Annotated in this window: 13 protein-coding genes; 7 read left to right on the top strand and 6 right to left on the bottom strand. The window is 50.2% G+C overall.

Features of this window, described 5'->3' with window-relative positions; translation table 11 throughout:
- Nucleotides 1-98: 98 nt before the first annotated feature.
- Nucleotides 99-533, bottom strand: a complete 435-nt coding sequence (locus ACESSO_RS10570) for a MarR family winged helix-turn-helix transcriptional regulator (RefSeq protein WP_373165179.1) — start codon at nucleotides 531-533, stop codon at nucleotides 99-101.
- A 149-nt stretch (nucleotides 534-682) separates the two neighbouring features.
- Here ACESSO_RS10570 and ACESSO_RS10565 point away from each other — a divergent pair, with 149 nt between their 5' ends.
- Nucleotides 683-1,861 (top strand): MFS transporter, encoded by a 1,179-nt coding sequence (locus ACESSO_RS10565; RefSeq protein WP_373165178.1) that lies wholly within the window; start codon nucleotides 683-685, stop codon nucleotides 1,859-1,861.
- Here the strand turns inward: ACESSO_RS10565 and ACESSO_RS10560 are convergent.
- The 4 genes from ACESSO_RS10560 to ACESSO_RS10545 all read right to left on the bottom strand — a co-directional run bounded on the left by ACESSO_RS10560 (nucleotide 1,855) and on the right by ACESSO_RS10545 (nucleotide 4,981).
- Nucleotides 1,855-2,433 (bottom strand): AAA family ATPase, encoded by a 579-nt coding sequence (locus ACESSO_RS10560; RefSeq protein ID WP_373165177.1) that lies wholly within the window; start codon nucleotides 2,431-2,433, stop codon nucleotides 1,855-1,857. The two genes, ACESSO_RS10565 and ACESSO_RS10560, sit on opposite strands and share 7 nt — an antisense overlap.
- A gap of 49 nt (nucleotides 2,434-2,482) precedes the next feature.
- Nucleotides 2,483-3,865 carry an MATE family efflux transporter gene (locus tag ACESSO_RS10555; protein ID WP_373165176.1) on the bottom strand — a complete coding sequence of 461 codons (1,383 nt, stop codon included), beginning with the start codon at nucleotides 3,863-3,865 and terminating at the stop codon, nucleotides 2,483-2,485.
- Nucleotides 3,866-3,983: 118 nt separating this feature from the next.
- Nucleotides 3,984-4,424, bottom strand: a complete 441-nt coding sequence (locus ACESSO_RS10550) for a MarR family winged helix-turn-helix transcriptional regulator (RefSeq protein ID WP_373165174.1) — start codon at nucleotides 4,422-4,424, stop codon at nucleotides 3,984-3,986.
- Between the two features lie 107 nt (nucleotides 4,425-4,531).
- Nucleotides 4,532-4,981, bottom strand: a complete 450-nt coding sequence (locus ACESSO_RS10545) for a MerR family transcriptional regulator (RefSeq protein ID WP_373165173.1) — start codon at nucleotides 4,979-4,981, stop codon at nucleotides 4,532-4,534.
- A 109-nt stretch (nucleotides 4,982-5,090) separates the two neighbouring features.
- On the opposite strand from ACESSO_RS10545, the gene ACESSO_RS10540 reads away from it, so the two are divergent.
- The 3 genes from ACESSO_RS10540 to ACESSO_RS10530 all read left to right on the top strand — a co-directional run bounded on the left by ACESSO_RS10540 (nucleotide 5,091) and on the right by ACESSO_RS10530 (nucleotide 7,497).
- The gene (locus ACESSO_RS10540; protein WP_373165172.1) at nucleotides 5,091-6,062 is read left to right on the top strand and encodes an alpha/beta hydrolase; all 972 of its coding nucleotides are present in this window, start codon (nucleotides 5,091-5,093) and stop codon (nucleotides 6,060-6,062) included.
- A 40-nt stretch (nucleotides 6,063-6,102) separates the two neighbouring features.
- Nucleotides 6,103-6,612: a cyclophilin-like fold protein gene (locus tag ACESSO_RS10535; protein WP_373165171.1), complete on the top strand. Its 510-nt coding sequence runs from the start codon at nucleotides 6,103-6,105 to the stop codon at nucleotides 6,610-6,612.
- A gap of 180 nt (nucleotides 6,613-6,792) precedes the next feature.
- A complete protein-coding gene (locus ACESSO_RS10530) occupies nucleotides 6,793-7,497 on the top strand; it encodes a YitT family protein (protein ID WP_373165168.1) in 705 nt (234 codons plus the stop codon).
- Nucleotides 7,498-8,022: 525 nt separating this feature from the next.
- Here the strand turns inward: ACESSO_RS10530 and ACESSO_RS10525 are convergent.
- Complete coding sequence (locus tag ACESSO_RS10525) at nucleotides 8,023-8,577, bottom strand: TetR/AcrR family transcriptional regulator (RefSeq protein WP_373165166.1); 555 nt, start codon at nucleotides 8,575-8,577, stop codon at nucleotides 8,023-8,025.
- A gap of 328 nt (nucleotides 8,578-8,905) precedes the next feature.
- Here ACESSO_RS10525 and ACESSO_RS10520 point away from each other — a divergent pair, with 328 nt between their 5' ends.
- The 3 genes from ACESSO_RS10520 to ACESSO_RS10510 all read left to right on the top strand — a co-directional run bounded on the left by ACESSO_RS10520 (nucleotide 8,906) and on the right by ACESSO_RS10510 (nucleotide 16,202).
- Nucleotides 8,906-9,727 carry a glycosyltransferase family 8 protein gene (locus ACESSO_RS10520; RefSeq protein ID WP_373165165.1) on the top strand — a complete coding sequence of 274 codons (822 nt, stop codon included), beginning with the start codon at nucleotides 8,906-8,908 and terminating at the stop codon, nucleotides 9,725-9,727.
- A gap of 96 nt (nucleotides 9,728-9,823) precedes the next feature.
- The gene (locus tag ACESSO_RS10515; protein ID WP_373165164.1) at nucleotides 9,824-10,951 is read left to right on the top strand and encodes an AI-2E family transporter; all 1,128 of its coding nucleotides are present in this window, start codon (nucleotides 9,824-9,826) and stop codon (nucleotides 10,949-10,951) included.
- Between the two features lie 388 nt (nucleotides 10,952-11,339).
- Nucleotides 11,340-16,202: an S-layer homology domain-containing protein gene (locus tag ACESSO_RS10510; RefSeq protein ID WP_373165162.1), complete on the top strand. Its 4,863-nt coding sequence runs from the start codon at nucleotides 11,340-11,342 to the stop codon at nucleotides 16,200-16,202.
- Nucleotides 16,203-16,221: the final 19 nt, after the last annotated feature.

Raw genomic sequence — 16,221 nt, 5'->3', positions numbered from 1 at the left:
CCTATGACAGGAAAACCCGTTCAGCCGGTAATCTTTTACCGACTGAACGGGTTTTGTCTTTCATAAGCCTCTGCACCAATTTCTCGAATCGAAAAAGCTCAATCCTCCAGCGCGAGGGCCGCTTCTGCGGCCAAAAGCAGCAGCCGCTGGAACTCCTTGCGTTCGGTGTCCGTCATGTGCTGCGTAATTTGCCGGAAACACGCTTCAATCTGCTCTTTGATGAACGGATACACCTCCCACGCCTTTTCCGTGGGGTGGATATCATAGGTGCGCTTATCCTTTGCGTTGGTGGAACGGATGAGAAAGCCGGTTTCCTCCAGCTTGGTAACGGTTTTGGCAATCACACTTTTGTCCAGCGACAGCCGCTTGGTGATTTCATCCTGCGTCAAGCCGTCAAAATCGCAGACAATCAGAATAACTACGGCCTGCGCCGCCGTCAAATGGTAGGGGACACAGCCGTTATTGAGCCAAATATGCGATTTTCGATATAAAATCGATATGGCTTTGAACGGACTGTCCATGATGTAAGGCATGCACAAGCCTCCCTTCTGCTGGTTGCTATTATAAGCCATTTTGGTTGCAATTGCAACCGGATATTGACGCGGTGATTTTCCCATGTTATTCTAATATAGTGGCACTTGCCACTATTTTTTATCCACACCCATAAAGGAGCTTTACGCACATGGAACAAACAGAAAAAATCTGGAACCGAAAATTCATCCTTCTCTTTATCACCAACCTGCTGGTACTGGCAGCGTTTTATGCATCTATCCCCATTATCCCCATCTATTGTCAGGAAATCGGCATCACCGGCTCGAAAATCGGTATCGTGCTGACCGCCATGTCCGTAGCGACCATTCTGTTCCGTCCGGTTGCAGGCTATTTGCTGGATAATTTCAACCGTTATCACGTCTATCTGCTGTTTCTGGCGCTGTTCTGCCTGTCTTTCCCCAGCTTTATCGCGTTTCCGCTGTTCGGTGCACTGATTGTCATTCGCCTGTACATGGGCGCGGTATACTCGGTCTGCGGCTCGGCCACCATGACGCTGGCCAGCGATGTGCTGCCGGTGACCAAAATCACCGAGGGCATCAGCCGCTTTGCTTTTACGGTATCCATCGGCATGGCGGTCGGCCCCTATGTCGGCATTCAGGTACAGAACAACATGAGCAGCAAAGCCTCCTTCCTGACGATTTTCGGCATCACCGTAGTCGCTCTGATTTGCGTTGCCTGCTGCCGCATCCGCTATCCCAAGGTGGAACGGAAAAAGTTTGCGTTTAAAGACACCATCCATGTTTCCGCACTTCCGTTCATGTTCAACATGATGTTTTTGATGATTCCCTACGGAGCGGTGATTGCCTATTCCTCCATTTTGGCACAGGAAAAGGGCTTAACGCCCTTTCTCCCTTACTTCTATATCTGCCTTGTTGCCGGTATGCTGACCTCTAAATTATCCACACAGAAGATGATTGACGCCGCCAAGCACCGCGTTCTGGTCTATATCAGCCTGGTGATTTTGATTTGCACGATGGCAAGCTACCTCTTTTTGTCCACCGGCGTACACATGCTGGTCGCAGGTTATTTCTTCGGACTTGGCTATGGCATTTTGCAGCCGCTGTTCCAGTCCTTTGTAACCGGCACTACCCCCGCCCCCAAGCGCGGCGTTGCCAACGCCACCTATATGCTGTCCTATGACGTCGGCATCGGCATCGGCTCGCTGCTGATGGGCTGCCTGCAGGAAACCATCGGCTTGCCGACCGGCTTTGCCCTGACTGCTATCGCCTATGTCATCGGCGGCATCATTTATATCATCCACGTGGATGGGTATTACCACAAGCTGCGGCATAAGCTGCACCATCAGTAAAGCCCTTTGATGATGGACACGCAGGTATCAATCCCCAGCGTTCCGCTGTTGAGGGTGATATCATAATTTTGCGCATGGCCCCACTTCATATTGGTATAAAACCGGTGATAAATCGCGCGACGCTTATCCTTGTCCTTGAGGCGCTGCTCCGGAGAGGCTTCGCGTTCACCGTATACCTTGACGATGCGCTCGGCACGGAATTTCATGTCCGCATGGATGAACACCCGCAGGCAATCCGCTTTGTCCCGCAGAATATAGTCCGCACAGCGGCCGACAATGACGCACGGCCCTTTTTCCGCCAGCTCAGTGATGATGTTATACTGAATCGTCCAAAGATAATCCGCGTTATTCAGGCCGGTTGACCGATGGGAAAAAGCGGAGGATAGGTATCCGCCGGGCGAATATTCGCCGGCGTCCTTGATATAGTTTTCGCTGAACCCGCTTTGCTCTGCAATTTTCTGGAGCAGCTCGCTGTCATAGCAGGGAATCCCCAGCTCCTCTGCTACCTTTTTTCCAATTGTGCGGCCGCCGCTGCCAAACTCACGGCTGATGGTAATGACTCGGTTTTTCATATCTGACGTCTCCTTCCACTGAACCTATATGTTTGATTGCTCTCCTAATTTATGCCGCTGCCGGGTCCTCTTTTAACTGCTTTCTCTCATAGATAAGCAGAATCAGCGAGAACAGGAATGCCAGGCCGTCTGCCACCGGACCGGTCCACAGAACACCGACCACGCCGAGGAACATCGGCAGAATGATTGCTGTCGGCACAAAGAAAATGATCTGACGGGACAGCGAAAGGATAGCGGATTTTACCGGCTTGCCGATGGCCTGCAGGTAAATCGCCATGACGGTCTGGAAACCGGTCAGCGGGCAGAACAGCAGGAAAATACGGAACGACAGCACGGCAAACTCATTATACAGACCTTCCTCCGAACCAAACAGCGAAACCACGCTCATCGGTGCGAACTGGAAGATTAAAAAAGCGATAATTGCCACGATTTCGGATGCGACTACTGCAATATCAAACGCTTTGCGCACGCGCAGGAAGTTCTTGGAGCCGTAGTTGTAACCGATGATCGGCTGTGCGCCGGTGGAGATACCGACCAGAATGGAAATCAAAATCTGGTTGACCTTCATCACAATACCCATCGCCGTCAACGGAATTTCCGAACCGTAAATGGACTGCGCACCGTATGCAACCAGCAGGTTGTTGGACAAAGCCATAACGAACGTGATGGCGATCTGTGTGATGAAGCTGCTGATACCAAGGCTCAGCACCTTGCCGCAGATCTTGAGCTTGAGCCGGAAAGCAGCAGCGTCGAAACGGAAGGTCTTAAAATGGAAAAGGTAGATGGCGGACATGATAAAGGTTGCTACCTGTCCCATGACGGTTGCGATAGCGGCGCCACGAACGCCCATATGGAACACAAAGATAAAAATGGGGTCAAAAATCGTATTGATGACGGCGCCGAGAATCATGGAGAACATGGCATATTTCGGGCTGCCGTCCGCACGAATCATGGAGTTGAGCGCGGCCGGAATCATCATAAACGGCAAACCGATGCCAATGATATAACCATATTGCAGCGCATAGGTGCGCAGGGCATCGGTTGCGCCGAACAAGTTCAAAATCGGATTGATGAAAATGAGAAATATCGCCATCAGGATGATACTGACCGCCGTCACCATGACAACGGCATTGCCCACGCCCTTTTTCGCGCTGTCGATATCGCCTTCACCGAGTTTGAGGCTGAGAAATGCTGCGCCGCCGTCACCGATCATCAGCGAAAGCGCGAGTGCGATAATTGTAATAGGGAACACGACGTTGGTCGCGCCGTTGCCAAGATAGCCAACGCCCCAGCCGATAAAAATCTGGTCGACGATATTGTACAGCGAGTTGACCAGCAGGGAAATGACGCAGGGAATCGCAAATTTTAAAATCAACCGGCCGACCGGCTCGGTTGCAAAAGGACTTTTGCTTGTTGAAACGATTTTTTCCATTCTTGTTCTCTCCTTATTAAGTAACTAGTTACCTATCTAGGTATTATAGCAGGCAGCGCACCGGAGCGATTTCCTCGGCACACTGCCCGGGGAATTGTGTTTTTTTCAACCGGAAGATTTATTCCGCCTCAATATTTTTCAATAGCATATCCGCCATTTGCAGCAGGGTTTGCTTCTGCTCCTGTGTAAAGTTTTTACACAGCTCGGACAGAACCTCTTCATCCTGCGCCAAAATCATCCGATGGATGCCGCTTGACTGCTCCGTACAGGTGATTTTTTTATACCTCCGGTCGATTTCGCTGGGAACACACCGGATAAATCCCTTGCTTTCCAGCCGCTGCAGCAGCTTGGTCATGGCAGGATGCGTCACATGCTCAATGCGCTCCAAATCATTCTGATGAATTTCGCTTTGTCCGGTCTCCTCCAGGCGGCTGATCGAACCCAACACCCGCAGCTGCACAGACGTCAGCCCCATGGCGCTGGCTTTTTCATCCAACCTTTTGTGAAAGGCCCGATTGATGATAGCAATTTTCAATCCGAACGGCATCATACCCGGCATGGCTTCCCCTCATTTCAATAAGTAACTAATTACATAATATGCCGCTTCACCGTATTTGTCAAGACGGTGCGGCAAAGAGATGGATGCATCCGGCTGCCTGCTGCGTATTACTCGCCCAAGGTCGGATGAGATTGCTCATAGGCTTTCCGGATATCCTCCGGCATCTCCTCCGGCGTTAATGTGCGCAGCCGTTCCTCGTTTCCGTCCTGTATCGCCTGCTCATAGTACCAGCACTTGAACCGCAGCATCGCCATCACCTGCTGCAAACGGCTCAGTTCCTCCTCGACGCACTGCTTCTGCCGGCGGAACAGCTCCAGCCGCGCCGGATAGGTGCTGCTGCCCTCCACACACCATTCCATAAACCGTTTGATATCCTTGATTTCCAAACCGGATTTTTTCAGGCACTCGATCACACGCAGCGCATCGATTTCCTGCTCACCGAACTTTCGGATGCCGGAATCCCGACGCATCCCGGGAAATAATCCCTCTTTATCGTAATACCGCAGCGTCGAAACCGGAATAGTAAACATTCTGGATACCTCGCCGATTGTGTACATGCCCTTTCCACACCTTTCGCAAAAACATCTTGACCTAAAGTCAGGTTTAGGTATTACAATTATCCTATCACAGAATATCAACCCCGTCAAAGGAAAAGGAGCAGCGAATATGGAAAATCTGCAATTGGGTACGCAATGGGACAAAACCTTCCCGCGCAGCGAGCAGGTGGAGCACAAGAAAGTCACCTTTCACAATCGATACGGTGTCACACTGGCAGCCGACCTGTATGCGCCGCGCGGCGTGGACGGCCTGCTTCCCGCGCTGGCCGTCAGCGGCCCGTTTGGGGCGGTGAAAGAACAGGCCTCCGGTCTGTACGCCCAGAAAATGGCGGAAAAAGGCTTTCTGACCATCGCCTTTGACCCGTCTTTCACGGGTGAAAGCGGCGGATTCCCGCGCAATGTTGCTTCGCCGGACATCAACACCGAGGATTTTCAAGCGGCGGTGGATTTGCTCTCCGTGCAGGAGAACGTAGACCCCGAACGCATCGGCATCATCGGCATCTGCGGCTGGGGCGGCATGGCGCTCAACGCGGCGGCAATTGACCCGCGCATCAAAGCTACGGTCGCTTCCACCATGTATGACATGACCCGTGTCACGGCAAAGGGCTATTTTGACGCGGAGGACAGCGAGCAGGCGCGCTTTGAAAAGCGCAAAACGCTCTGTGCGCAGCGCACGGCTGACTACAAAAACGGGACCTATGCCCGCGCCGGCGGCGTGGTTGACCCGCTGCCCACGGATGCGCCCGATTTTGTCAAGGACTACTATGCCTATTATAAGACCGAGCGCGGCTATCATCCCCGCTCTCTGAACTCCAACGACGGATGGAACGTCACTTCGTCGCTGTCCTTCCTCAACATGCCGATCCTGCAATACAGTCAGGAAATCCGCAGCGCGGTGCTGGTGATTCACGGCGATAAGGCGCATTCCTGTTATTTCAGCCGCGATGCCTATGCCAAGCTGACCGGCGACAATAAGGAACTGATGCTGATTCCCGGTGCCGTCCACACCGATTTATATGACAATCTGGATGTGATTCCGTTTGACAAAATGGCCGCATTTTTTAACGAATACCTCAAGTAAACCCTTGAAACATTCGCATGTTACAGGAGGTGCGTATCACATGCTTTCCAAACTGATGCTGACCTTGCTCGTCTGCATGGGCATGACCGGATGCGAAACACCGCCCGCTACGACGGACACGCCTGCTGCGCCGTCTGTTTCCAACCCATCGGACGCGCAGCCATCGGAAGAGACGGCGGAAGGGGAGAGTGCGTCCGACCAGACCATCATCCTCAGCATAAACGGCACGGAAATTCCCGTCCAGTGGCAGGAAAACCGCGCGGTAGAGGACTTAAGAGCGCTCTTGGCGGACGGGGAACTGACCATACAGACCCAGGCATACGGCGGTTTTGAGCAGGTCGGCGCACTGCCGCAGTCGCTTACAGCGGACGATGCCCAAATGACAACCGAGCCGGGGGACATCGTTCTGTATAACAGCAATTCCATCGTGTTTTTCTATGGAGCAAATTCATGGAGCTATACCAAGCTCGGACATATGACCGACTTTGATGCGGCGGCAGACGCGCTATTGCGCGCGGACAGCGTTACGGTTACGTTGTCCCTTGCTTGATACTCCGCACGGTATATCACCTCATCTTCTACTATAGTTTCCTTTTCTCTTCAGCCAAATCTTAGAGGAAACCGAGGATATGCAGTAAAGCAATATAAAATCGCCATTCTTGAAATTCCCGGAATTCATACTATAATAGAGTAGATAGTATTATTCCGGGAAAGAAAGAAGAACGATTTCGTGAAAAAACAGATTTATTACAGAGCAGTATTCTATATTATAGGGCTTCTCATTTTGGCAATGGGATTGACGCTGAACACCAAAGCGGGTTTGGGGGTATCTCCGATTATTTCTGTCTCTTACAGCACATCGGAGATTTTCGGATGCAACTTCGGAGACATGACGATGGTTCTCTACTGTATTTTCGTTGCAGTCGAACTGGTTCTGCATTTCGTACGGGGACGAACAAGCCCGCAAAAGAATCAAAAACTGATTTTGCTGATGGATATTCTGCAAATCCCGCTCAGCCTGATTTTTACCCGGTTTCTGAATCTGTTCGGCTCGTTTCTGCCGGATTTCTCTTCCGGTGCAGACAACTGGAATGATCACTTTCCGCTTCGCCTGCTGGTTCTGATTCTGGCCATAGTCTGCACCGGCGTCGGCGCTGCCATGTCGCTGTCCATGCGGATTGTCCCTAACCCTGGGGATGGAATTGTGCAGACCATTGCAGACTGCATTCACAAAAATGTTGGTTTTACCAAAAACTGCTTTGACCTTTTGAACATCACCATCACAATCACCTTGGGCCTGCTGCTTGCAGACCATTTGGTGGGCGTGGGTATCGGAACCGTTCTGGCAGTCATCGGCGTAGGACGGGTGATCGCGTTGTTCCAGCACTTTGCAGGGAAGAAGATGGCAGCGCTTTCCGGCATTGCAATTTCGTAATTTTTTTGTATGCTGCCGCACAAAATTGCAGCGTTTCTTCGCATCATAGCAAAAATTTGCCCGCTTAAGCGCAGAAAAGTCCAAAAAATAAGGGAGAGAATGTAAGGTATCATTCTCTCCCTTTTTTATTATCACAAATCACGAAGAAACTTCTTTGTAGATAATATCAATCCTGCAAAAGGAGGACTCGGACAATTAGTTTCAAGACAAGTATTTCAATCTATGCTGCAGCGCGAAATCAGCAAGTATGCACGATAAATTTACCTTGACCTCAGCTGCAGCCCGTGCCGAAGAGCGCCAGCGCACGTTGAGCAAGGGGATAGCATCAACTTAATCTCAGTGCGGAGAGCCGGCAAGGAACCGCTTTTTGCACAGCGACAGAACAAACAAAACCTCAGACCGGGCAAGATGCTTTCGGTCTGAGGTTTTTGTGAATTGGCAAAGAAGTTATGCAGGTTCCGCGAAGATGAAACGCAATGCAAATTGGCAGAGGGCGATATCAAAACAGCAGGCTCTGTTAACTCCCTATATAAAATCCTTGTTGCTTATTTCAACAAAGAGCGCAGCAAGCTCCTTTGGTGTTTTTTCGATGTCATGAAAAAGCCAAAACTTTAAAAAGAAATAGATTCCACCCGCATAAAAGGATGTGAGAAGAAACCTGCTGTCTTCGTCAAAGTCGTTGGATATATGATTCTGCCGGCCTTTGAGGAAATTGTGCGAATATAATTTTTCAAACATTTTGGGAAAGTCATCATCCGACGCATTCTTGATAAATATTTTAATTAAATCTGCGTGTTCCAGCATAAAGCCGAACATATTCTCGAAATACTGCTGTTTATCTGCTGGAGAAACAGCATAGTCAAACTGTTTTGACATATATTCGAGAAAGTCTTTTTCAATATCCAACAGAACATCTCTGGGATATTCATAGTGCCTGTAAAAGGTGCCGCGGTTTACAGATGCCTCACTGCATAATTGTGTGATGCTGACTTTATCCACAGTTGATGTGCGCAGGAGACGGAGAAGAGCCTCTTTCAAAAGCCGTTTTGTAAGCGTGATTCTTTGATTTTCCTGTACCATTGAAGCCCTCTTTTCAAAAAATCATCCGGAACGAATGCAACAAAAACGCGGAGGTTGTTTCTTTTATATCAAATGCTGTAAAACTGATTGTTGTGAAATCTATATTGGATGCTTATGATTATATTTGGTCGGTTTTATGTTGTCAAGAAAGAAAACAACAGAATAATTTTGAATAAGTAAGGTTCAAAAAAATGCAAAATTCTTTAGCATACTTGCCTTACTTATTTCTTTCAGCTGTTGTTTCTGCAATGAATGTAAAATCAGCAATTTTATTATCTGCGTTTCCTGTGTTTTGAAACGGGAAAATAAAATATCAGGAGTATACGTTATGGATCAAACAACAATGAACATCTTGGTAACCTTGGATGAAAACTATATTCCCTGTCTTAATGTGATGCTTGTCTCGCTGTTGCGCAGTAATCTGGATGCCCATTTTAATGTATATCTGCTCCATTCTTCCGTTCGTGAGCAAGCTCTGACCAAAACACGACACATTCTCGGTGACCGAGGTACGTTAACTGCGATACAGGTGTCGGATGCGGAATTGGAAAATGCTCCAACAACATCTCGATATCCTGTTGAAATCTACTATCGCATTTTTGCTGCCAGATACTTGCCGCAGCAATTGGATCGGGTGTTGTATCTGGATCCTGATTTAATTGTTAATAAATCACTCAGAGAACTGTATGTTATGCCCATGAGAGACTATTACTTTGCTGCAGCGTCTCATACAGGGCCTGTTTTGCGAAAGCTAAACGAAGTGCGTCTGGATATGGAGGAGGAAACGCCCTATATCAATTCCGGCGTGATGCTGATGAATCTTGCGCTTCTACGCAAAGAGCAGCGCCTAGAGGATGTATTTGAATTTATCGAGAAGAAAAAGTCCGTGCTGTTTTTGCCGGATCAGGACATTATCAGCAGCCTGTATGGAAGCAGGATTTTCCCATTGGATACGTTTCGCTACAATATGACGGAAATACTTTATCAGCGTTACGCAGCTTTTGAGAAAAGAATCAATTTAGATTGGGTCAGAAAGAATTCTGTTATTATTCACTATTGCGGCAGAAACAAACCGTGGAAAGAGTCGTATATTGGAAAGTTAGGCGTATTTTATCAGGAGACCAAGGATTATATGGAAAGAAATTTATAACTTTATCAATGCTTACAGGCAAAAGTATGATGCATAACGAGATGAAATGATGCTTTGCATCCGATGATGATTGAATAAACAGATGGAGAAGTTAATATGAGTATACAATGGAAATCCTGCTTTAGAATCTGCCTTAGTGTCTTTTTGCTATATCTTTGTATTCACTATTGGACCAATGTATCGTCGCTGATAGGTGTGTTAATAGGAGCGGCAACACCCTTATTCGTCGGCTGTGCGATTGCGTATGTGGTCAACATTCTGATGAATCTGTATGAACGATACTATTTCCCCAAATCCCGCAAGAGCATTGTTTTGAAATCCCGCAGGCCGATATGTATGATAGGCGCATTTGTTACCGTTGTTGTTATCGTGCTGCTGGTGATTTTCCTGATTGCTCCGCAGCTGCGCTCCTGCATCGAATTGTTGATTTGGCAGCTGCCGGATGCTGTGAAAATTGTGGCTGATTGGGTTGAAAAGTGGGACATTCTTCCGGAAGATATCATCGGTCCTTTATTCTCAATTGATTGGAAAAACACCATTTCTCAAATACTGAATGTGTTGGCAACCGGCGTCGGCAATGTGGTGGAGGTCGTAGTTTGGGCAGTTTCCTCTGTCGTCTCCGGTGTTGTTACGGCCATCGTCAGTATCATTTTTGCAATTTATATCTTGACAGGAAAAGAAAAACTGGGGCAACAGGGTAATCGTCTGATGCATCGCTATATGAAGCCGAGATGGTGCGAAAAATTCACCTATGTTTTATCTGTATTGGATCGTTGTTTCCACAAATATATTGTCGGTCAGTGTACAGAAGCTGTCATCCTCGGTATATTATGCATGGTTGGGATGTGGATTCTTCGATTGCCTTATGCACCCATGATCGGCGCGTTGATTGGGTTTACTGCGCTCATTCCTGTTGCCGGTGCATATATCGGCGGAGGCGTAGGTGCGTTTATCATTTTGATGGAATCACCGATCAAAGCGGGCATCTTCCTTGTTTTTCTTGTTGTTTTACAGCAATTTGAGGGCAATATCATCTATCCAAGAGTCGTTGGGTCTTCCATCGGGCTTCCCGCCATCTGGGTTCTTGCCGCAGTCACCGTTGGCGGAGGTTTGATGGGGATATTGGGAATGCTGCTTGCAGTACCTGTTGCTGCAACAATTTATACACTACTAAAAAATGATGTGAATCAGGGAAATATCGCATCGCAGGATACAGTATCATAAATTATGGACCTTTATAATCAAATACTGCGCAATCGGGCGGTTCAATTATGATGCCTATTCAGAAGCAGTTTTGACCCTCGGCCGAACTCTTTTGCAGTACTATAAACGAGTTGTCCGAGTGTGCCGCCGCTCAAATTCGACTGTTTCTTTTTGACGGATTAACTGGGTCAAATCCAGAACCCCACTCCACGGCAGAATGCACAGTCTTGACTATGTTACACTGTTTGATATAATAAAAATATGTCAAAGATGTGACCATATTTGCAGTGAAAAAGCATCTTATTGGGTAATTTCCGGTGTTTTCCCTTGAAATTACCGGATATATTCCAACAAATTTCGCATCTTTTTATATGACATACAAAGAAAAAATTCAGACAGAGGTGTACATATGGGCATTTTTCGTACAGTCAAAGGGACCTGCCGCAACATTGGACTATGGATGGCGGCGGTGCTGCTGGCCGTGGGACTGTTTATGGTTTCTGCCTATGCGTTGAATTCATCCTCCAATGCTACAGTTTCCTTTGTTGATTACGACATGGATAAGCTGGACGGCGCTTTTCCCAGCGGACCAGTGCCAAACGGTACCATGCTGTATACCGCTGCCGATCTGAAAAACGTGGATGGATTTCAGCCGTCTAATGGCTGCACTTGGTACTTATACAAAGAGGCGGCTGACGGGCAGAGCGCTTTCGGCCCCGCTGCCATCCCCGATCCTCCGGCCCGGGTGGGCTATGAATTCTACGACTGGGCCTCCCTGAACACTATCAGCGCCGACGGACTCCACACAGTACAGGGGAATACAACCTTTCTTGCCCGTTATGCCCGCTCCTGCCAATATTTGATCAGCTTCTACTACCAATACGACGATGAGACCCGCAGTGTGGCGGCTCCCACCACCTCCGCCGTCGGCGGCTTGGGGGACCAGATTTCCATGGTCTTGCCCCAACTGGAAACGCTCACCGGCCTGACACCCCAGATCCGCTGTCTCTATGAAGATGAAACCGGAACCGGCGTAGACGAGGCCAAGGCGGCAGCCGCCCAGCTCAATGCCATGCTGCAAAATGGCAGCTTTTCGGCCACTCTGGACGAGTCATTTCTGGAACTGTGCCGGACAGCGTGGTTCGTGGAATGGGATACGCAGACCAACAACTATAAAACCGATGAGAACGGTGTGGTGCGCATCAACATTCCGGTGGTTTATGAGTTCGACGGAACGGCATCTTTCCAGGTTCACTATTATCTGCAAGGCGCCGACGATCCCCGCAGTTATGAGCCGGTGGAGGAGGATTTTGAGACGGTTCAGATCTCCGGCAGCACCCATGTGAGTCTGGAGGAATTGGGACTGGTCAAGGAATACAAGAGCTTTTCCCTCAACGCCGTTTCCAGAAAGTATGCCGGCAGCTATACGGTAAACCCCAACGGCTCCACAGTCATTGATTTGCACTACGACCGGGAAGTATACTATGTCACCTATGCCCTTCATGGCGGAAACCTGCAGGAGCCGGTGGCCTTCCGTTACGGACAGACTCTGGCCACCAGTCAAGCCGCGGCCAATGACCTGTTGGCAACTCCGGTTCGCGCAGGTTATACCTTCACCGGTTGGACCTACCGCAACAGCGACGGCAATATCCTTGATGAGCTGCCCGCCACGATGCCCGCATACGATCTGGTGCTGGAGGCCAACTGGACACCGGCTACCACCACCATCACCATCACCTATTGGATGGAAAACGCAAACGACGAGGACTATACACCTGTTGCCATACAGAGAGTAGATGTGGACACGGAAGCCGTCGTGGGATATGAGCAGATTGCCGCTTATTTAACTCCCAAAGGGATGGAGGCTGCAGGTATCACCGACGGTGCATATTTCTCTCTGGTTAACGACGGAGACAAAGCCATCCCCACCGTCATCGCCGCCGGGGACGGCAGCACCACCATCAATGCGTACTACGATCGCAAGGAGTATACGCTGGTGTTTCATATTGGCAAGGTGAACGGCAGCAGCTACCAGATTTCCACTGGCGGAAATTCGACCAACAAAAGCGATCCATCCGACTGGACCACCGGCTATACCTCCTGGATATCCGGCGCTGACGATGTGCAGATGACCATCAATGACCGCGTATACACCATCAGCAACGATACGGAAGCCTGCTATCAGATCACGGAAAAATACGGTGCTTTTATCGGTGACCAGTGGCCGGTAGCCGGTGAGGAAACCATTACAAAAATCGTCGCTTCCGATAAGAAAACATACCAGTTGTTTACCTGGGGCACCCATTCGGCAAGTCCCTATTTTCAAAATCGCGAAAATCCATCCACCAATAAGAATATCATGGGCATCTACTCCACCATGTCCGCGGAGTTGATCATTGATGCCGCTCAACCTACTGTTGCACACCATCTAACAGCCTATTGGGCCGCCGTTTCCGGCAAGGGATCTGGTGGTGAAAATAAAGGCGAGTATAAAATCCATCATTATCTGTTTGAAGCCGCTCCCGGTGCGGTGGATGCAGACACACCGCTGGTATACGGAAACGCCTATGGAAATACTTCCATTACTGCGGATCATCCCTCTGAGATGGAAGATATTGCATCGATACAGTTCTATGAGTATCAGAAGCTGGAGGTGCGCACCACCAACACCTCAAAAGCGCAGAATCCACCGGCTTTTGCCAATCTGACATTTCAATACGGCTGTTACAACGGTGAGAATGTGTATTTCTTCTATACTTATGATAACTATAGACTGACCTATGACGAAAACAACCCCAATCTCACAGTCGGCAGTTCGGAGACCCGCCAGGATGTCGATTTCCACTATGTCAGCGGCAAGCCTCTGAAGGATACGCTGGCAACATCGGATTTTGTTTATGACTACGAGCCGGACCAGCCCTATGTGTGCCAGTATGGCAACGATCACCTGTTTGCCGGCTGGTACAAGGACCCGGCATGCACCACTCCCATCGATTGGGACACCATCGCTTCGGAAATCCATATGACGGCTTACGCCAAATGGGATTCACCCACTTTTGACCTGACCCTAAAGGTCCCCGGCGGCAGCTTGCCAGAGGATGTCCTTCAGAGCATCCGTGCCCAAGGCTACACCGTGGAAGTGGCTGCCGACAGCGGCGGTCAATCCTATATTGTCCACGATGTGACCGACGGTACGCCCATCAACCGGGTTCTGGGCCAGTCTCAGCAGCCGGTGAGCGATTATGGTCTGGCGTTTCAGGACTGGTATGAGGCCGATGAGGACGGCGTGCTGCACCGGTTTCTGTTTGATGATTCCCAAGTGATGAATGACAGCCGCACGCTCACAGCCCACTGGGTTGAGCAAGACACCGGTGTCTACGTGGTCCGCTATCTGACCACACAGGATCCGCACAATGGTCTGGAAACCGTGGAAGTGAACGGCGTCGTTTACTACCGTCTCCGTCAGGATGAAACGGCATCGGGTCTGGCTGTTGGAAGCACAGTCACCCTCGAACCCCAACTTGTCAGCGCCTACCTGCCCACCTGTGGCAGTCTGACACAGATAATCACCGGTTCCGAGGACGATCCCACCCTCTTTGACTTTGTATATACGCCTATGGGTAATCAGGCTGTCACCTACACAGTCCACTATGTGCTGGACACCGGCGAGGATTACGGCCGCACTGCCGCGGACGACTCCATTTCTCTTGCCGACGCCATCACCTTTACCCTGTCGGCAGCCCGCTCCCGCAGCGCCACCGGTTCCATCACCGGTTCTATCCGGGCCATAGCCGCCCCGCTCCCCGGATACGTTCCCCGGAACGGATATCAGGCCAGAATGGTCTTGTCCAGTGAAGCCGAGGAAAACCATCTGTACTTCTACTATGTTGCCAACGCCGACGCCGGCACAGATCTGGGTCTGGCCGGCGGGGGTGGAACCTACGACGTACCCTGCCGGGTAGATTATTACATTTGGGACAATACCTCGCAAAAGTATACTTTGCAAGACACCAAGGACATGGAGAGCATGGTAGGTACCATTTTGTATGCTGTGCCCTATGCAGAGCAGTATCTGCTGCAAGTCGGCACGCCCGGACTGGCCATGGATCAAACGCATACAGCCTCGTCAGTTGTGGTGTCGGAACATGGAGACAACATCCTTCCTATCTATTTTAAAGCTCCTGTCGCAGGAGAGACCCCGCCGGATACCGACTGGAACCAGCCTGAGGAAGATCTGCCGGATTCGCAACCGGATTATGTGCCTACGCCGCCGCCTGCGCCGACACCGGACGCCGGAGATACCGGTGGTGGAGATAACGGCGGTGGAGATAACGGTGGAAATACCGGTGACAGCAGTGGAAATACCGGCGGCACCAGCTCAGTCTATTATATCCTCCGCTATGAATCCAACGGCGGCACCGTCTATCAGGACGAACGATATGCGGCCAACGCCGTAGTCGTTCTGGACAAGACGCCCTTGCGGGCAGGCTGCCGTTTTACCGGTTGGTACGCGGATGCAGCCCTGACCCAGCCTGTGTCCTCCGTCACCATGAACGCTGACTGCACGGTCTACGCCGGTTGGGAACCTTCCGCTGTGCCGGATATTCTCAATGGAACGGATCACTTCGCTTATGTCATTGGCTATGCTGACGGTACGGTGCGGCCTTTGGACAATATCACCCGTGCCGAGGTAGCGACCATCTTCTTCCGCCTGCTGGACCCGGAGGTTCGGGCGGCAGCCATGACGGACAGCAACCCCTTTACGGATATGGCAAAAACCGATTGGTTTAACCAAGCCGTTTCCACCCTGTACGATCTGGGCATTATCCACGGCCGAACCGAGACGCTGTTTGACGGCGGCGCTCCCATCACCCGTGCGGAATTTGCTGCCATCTGTGCCCGGTTCGACCGAAGCGGCGCCGTTGCGGTCAACCGCTTTACTGATATCGCGGACCACTGGGCGCGGGAGGAAATCGGCTGCGCCGCTTCGCTGGGCTGGATTCTTGGTTATGAGGACGGAAGTTTCCGGCCCAATCAGCCCATCACCCGGGCCGAGGCCATGAGTATGGTCAACCGGGTGCTGCATCGGTTGCCGGAAACTGCTGGTGATCTGTCGCCTGATATGAATGTCTGGCCGGACAATCCGCAGGATGCCTGGTATTATCTCGCTGTACAGGAAGCAACCAATACCCACGCCTACAGCCCGAAGGATGAATTCTATGAGACATGGACTCATCTGTTAGAAAACCCTGACTGGACCCAGTATCAGTGACCATATACATCTGTTGCGG

The sequence above is a fragment of the Agathobaculum sp. Marseille-P7918 genome (assembly GCF_964248325.1).
Classification (GTDB): domain Bacteria; phylum Bacillota; class Clostridia; order Oscillospirales; family Butyricicoccaceae; genus Agathobaculum.
This window is presented reverse-complemented; position numbering and strand designations above follow the sequence as displayed.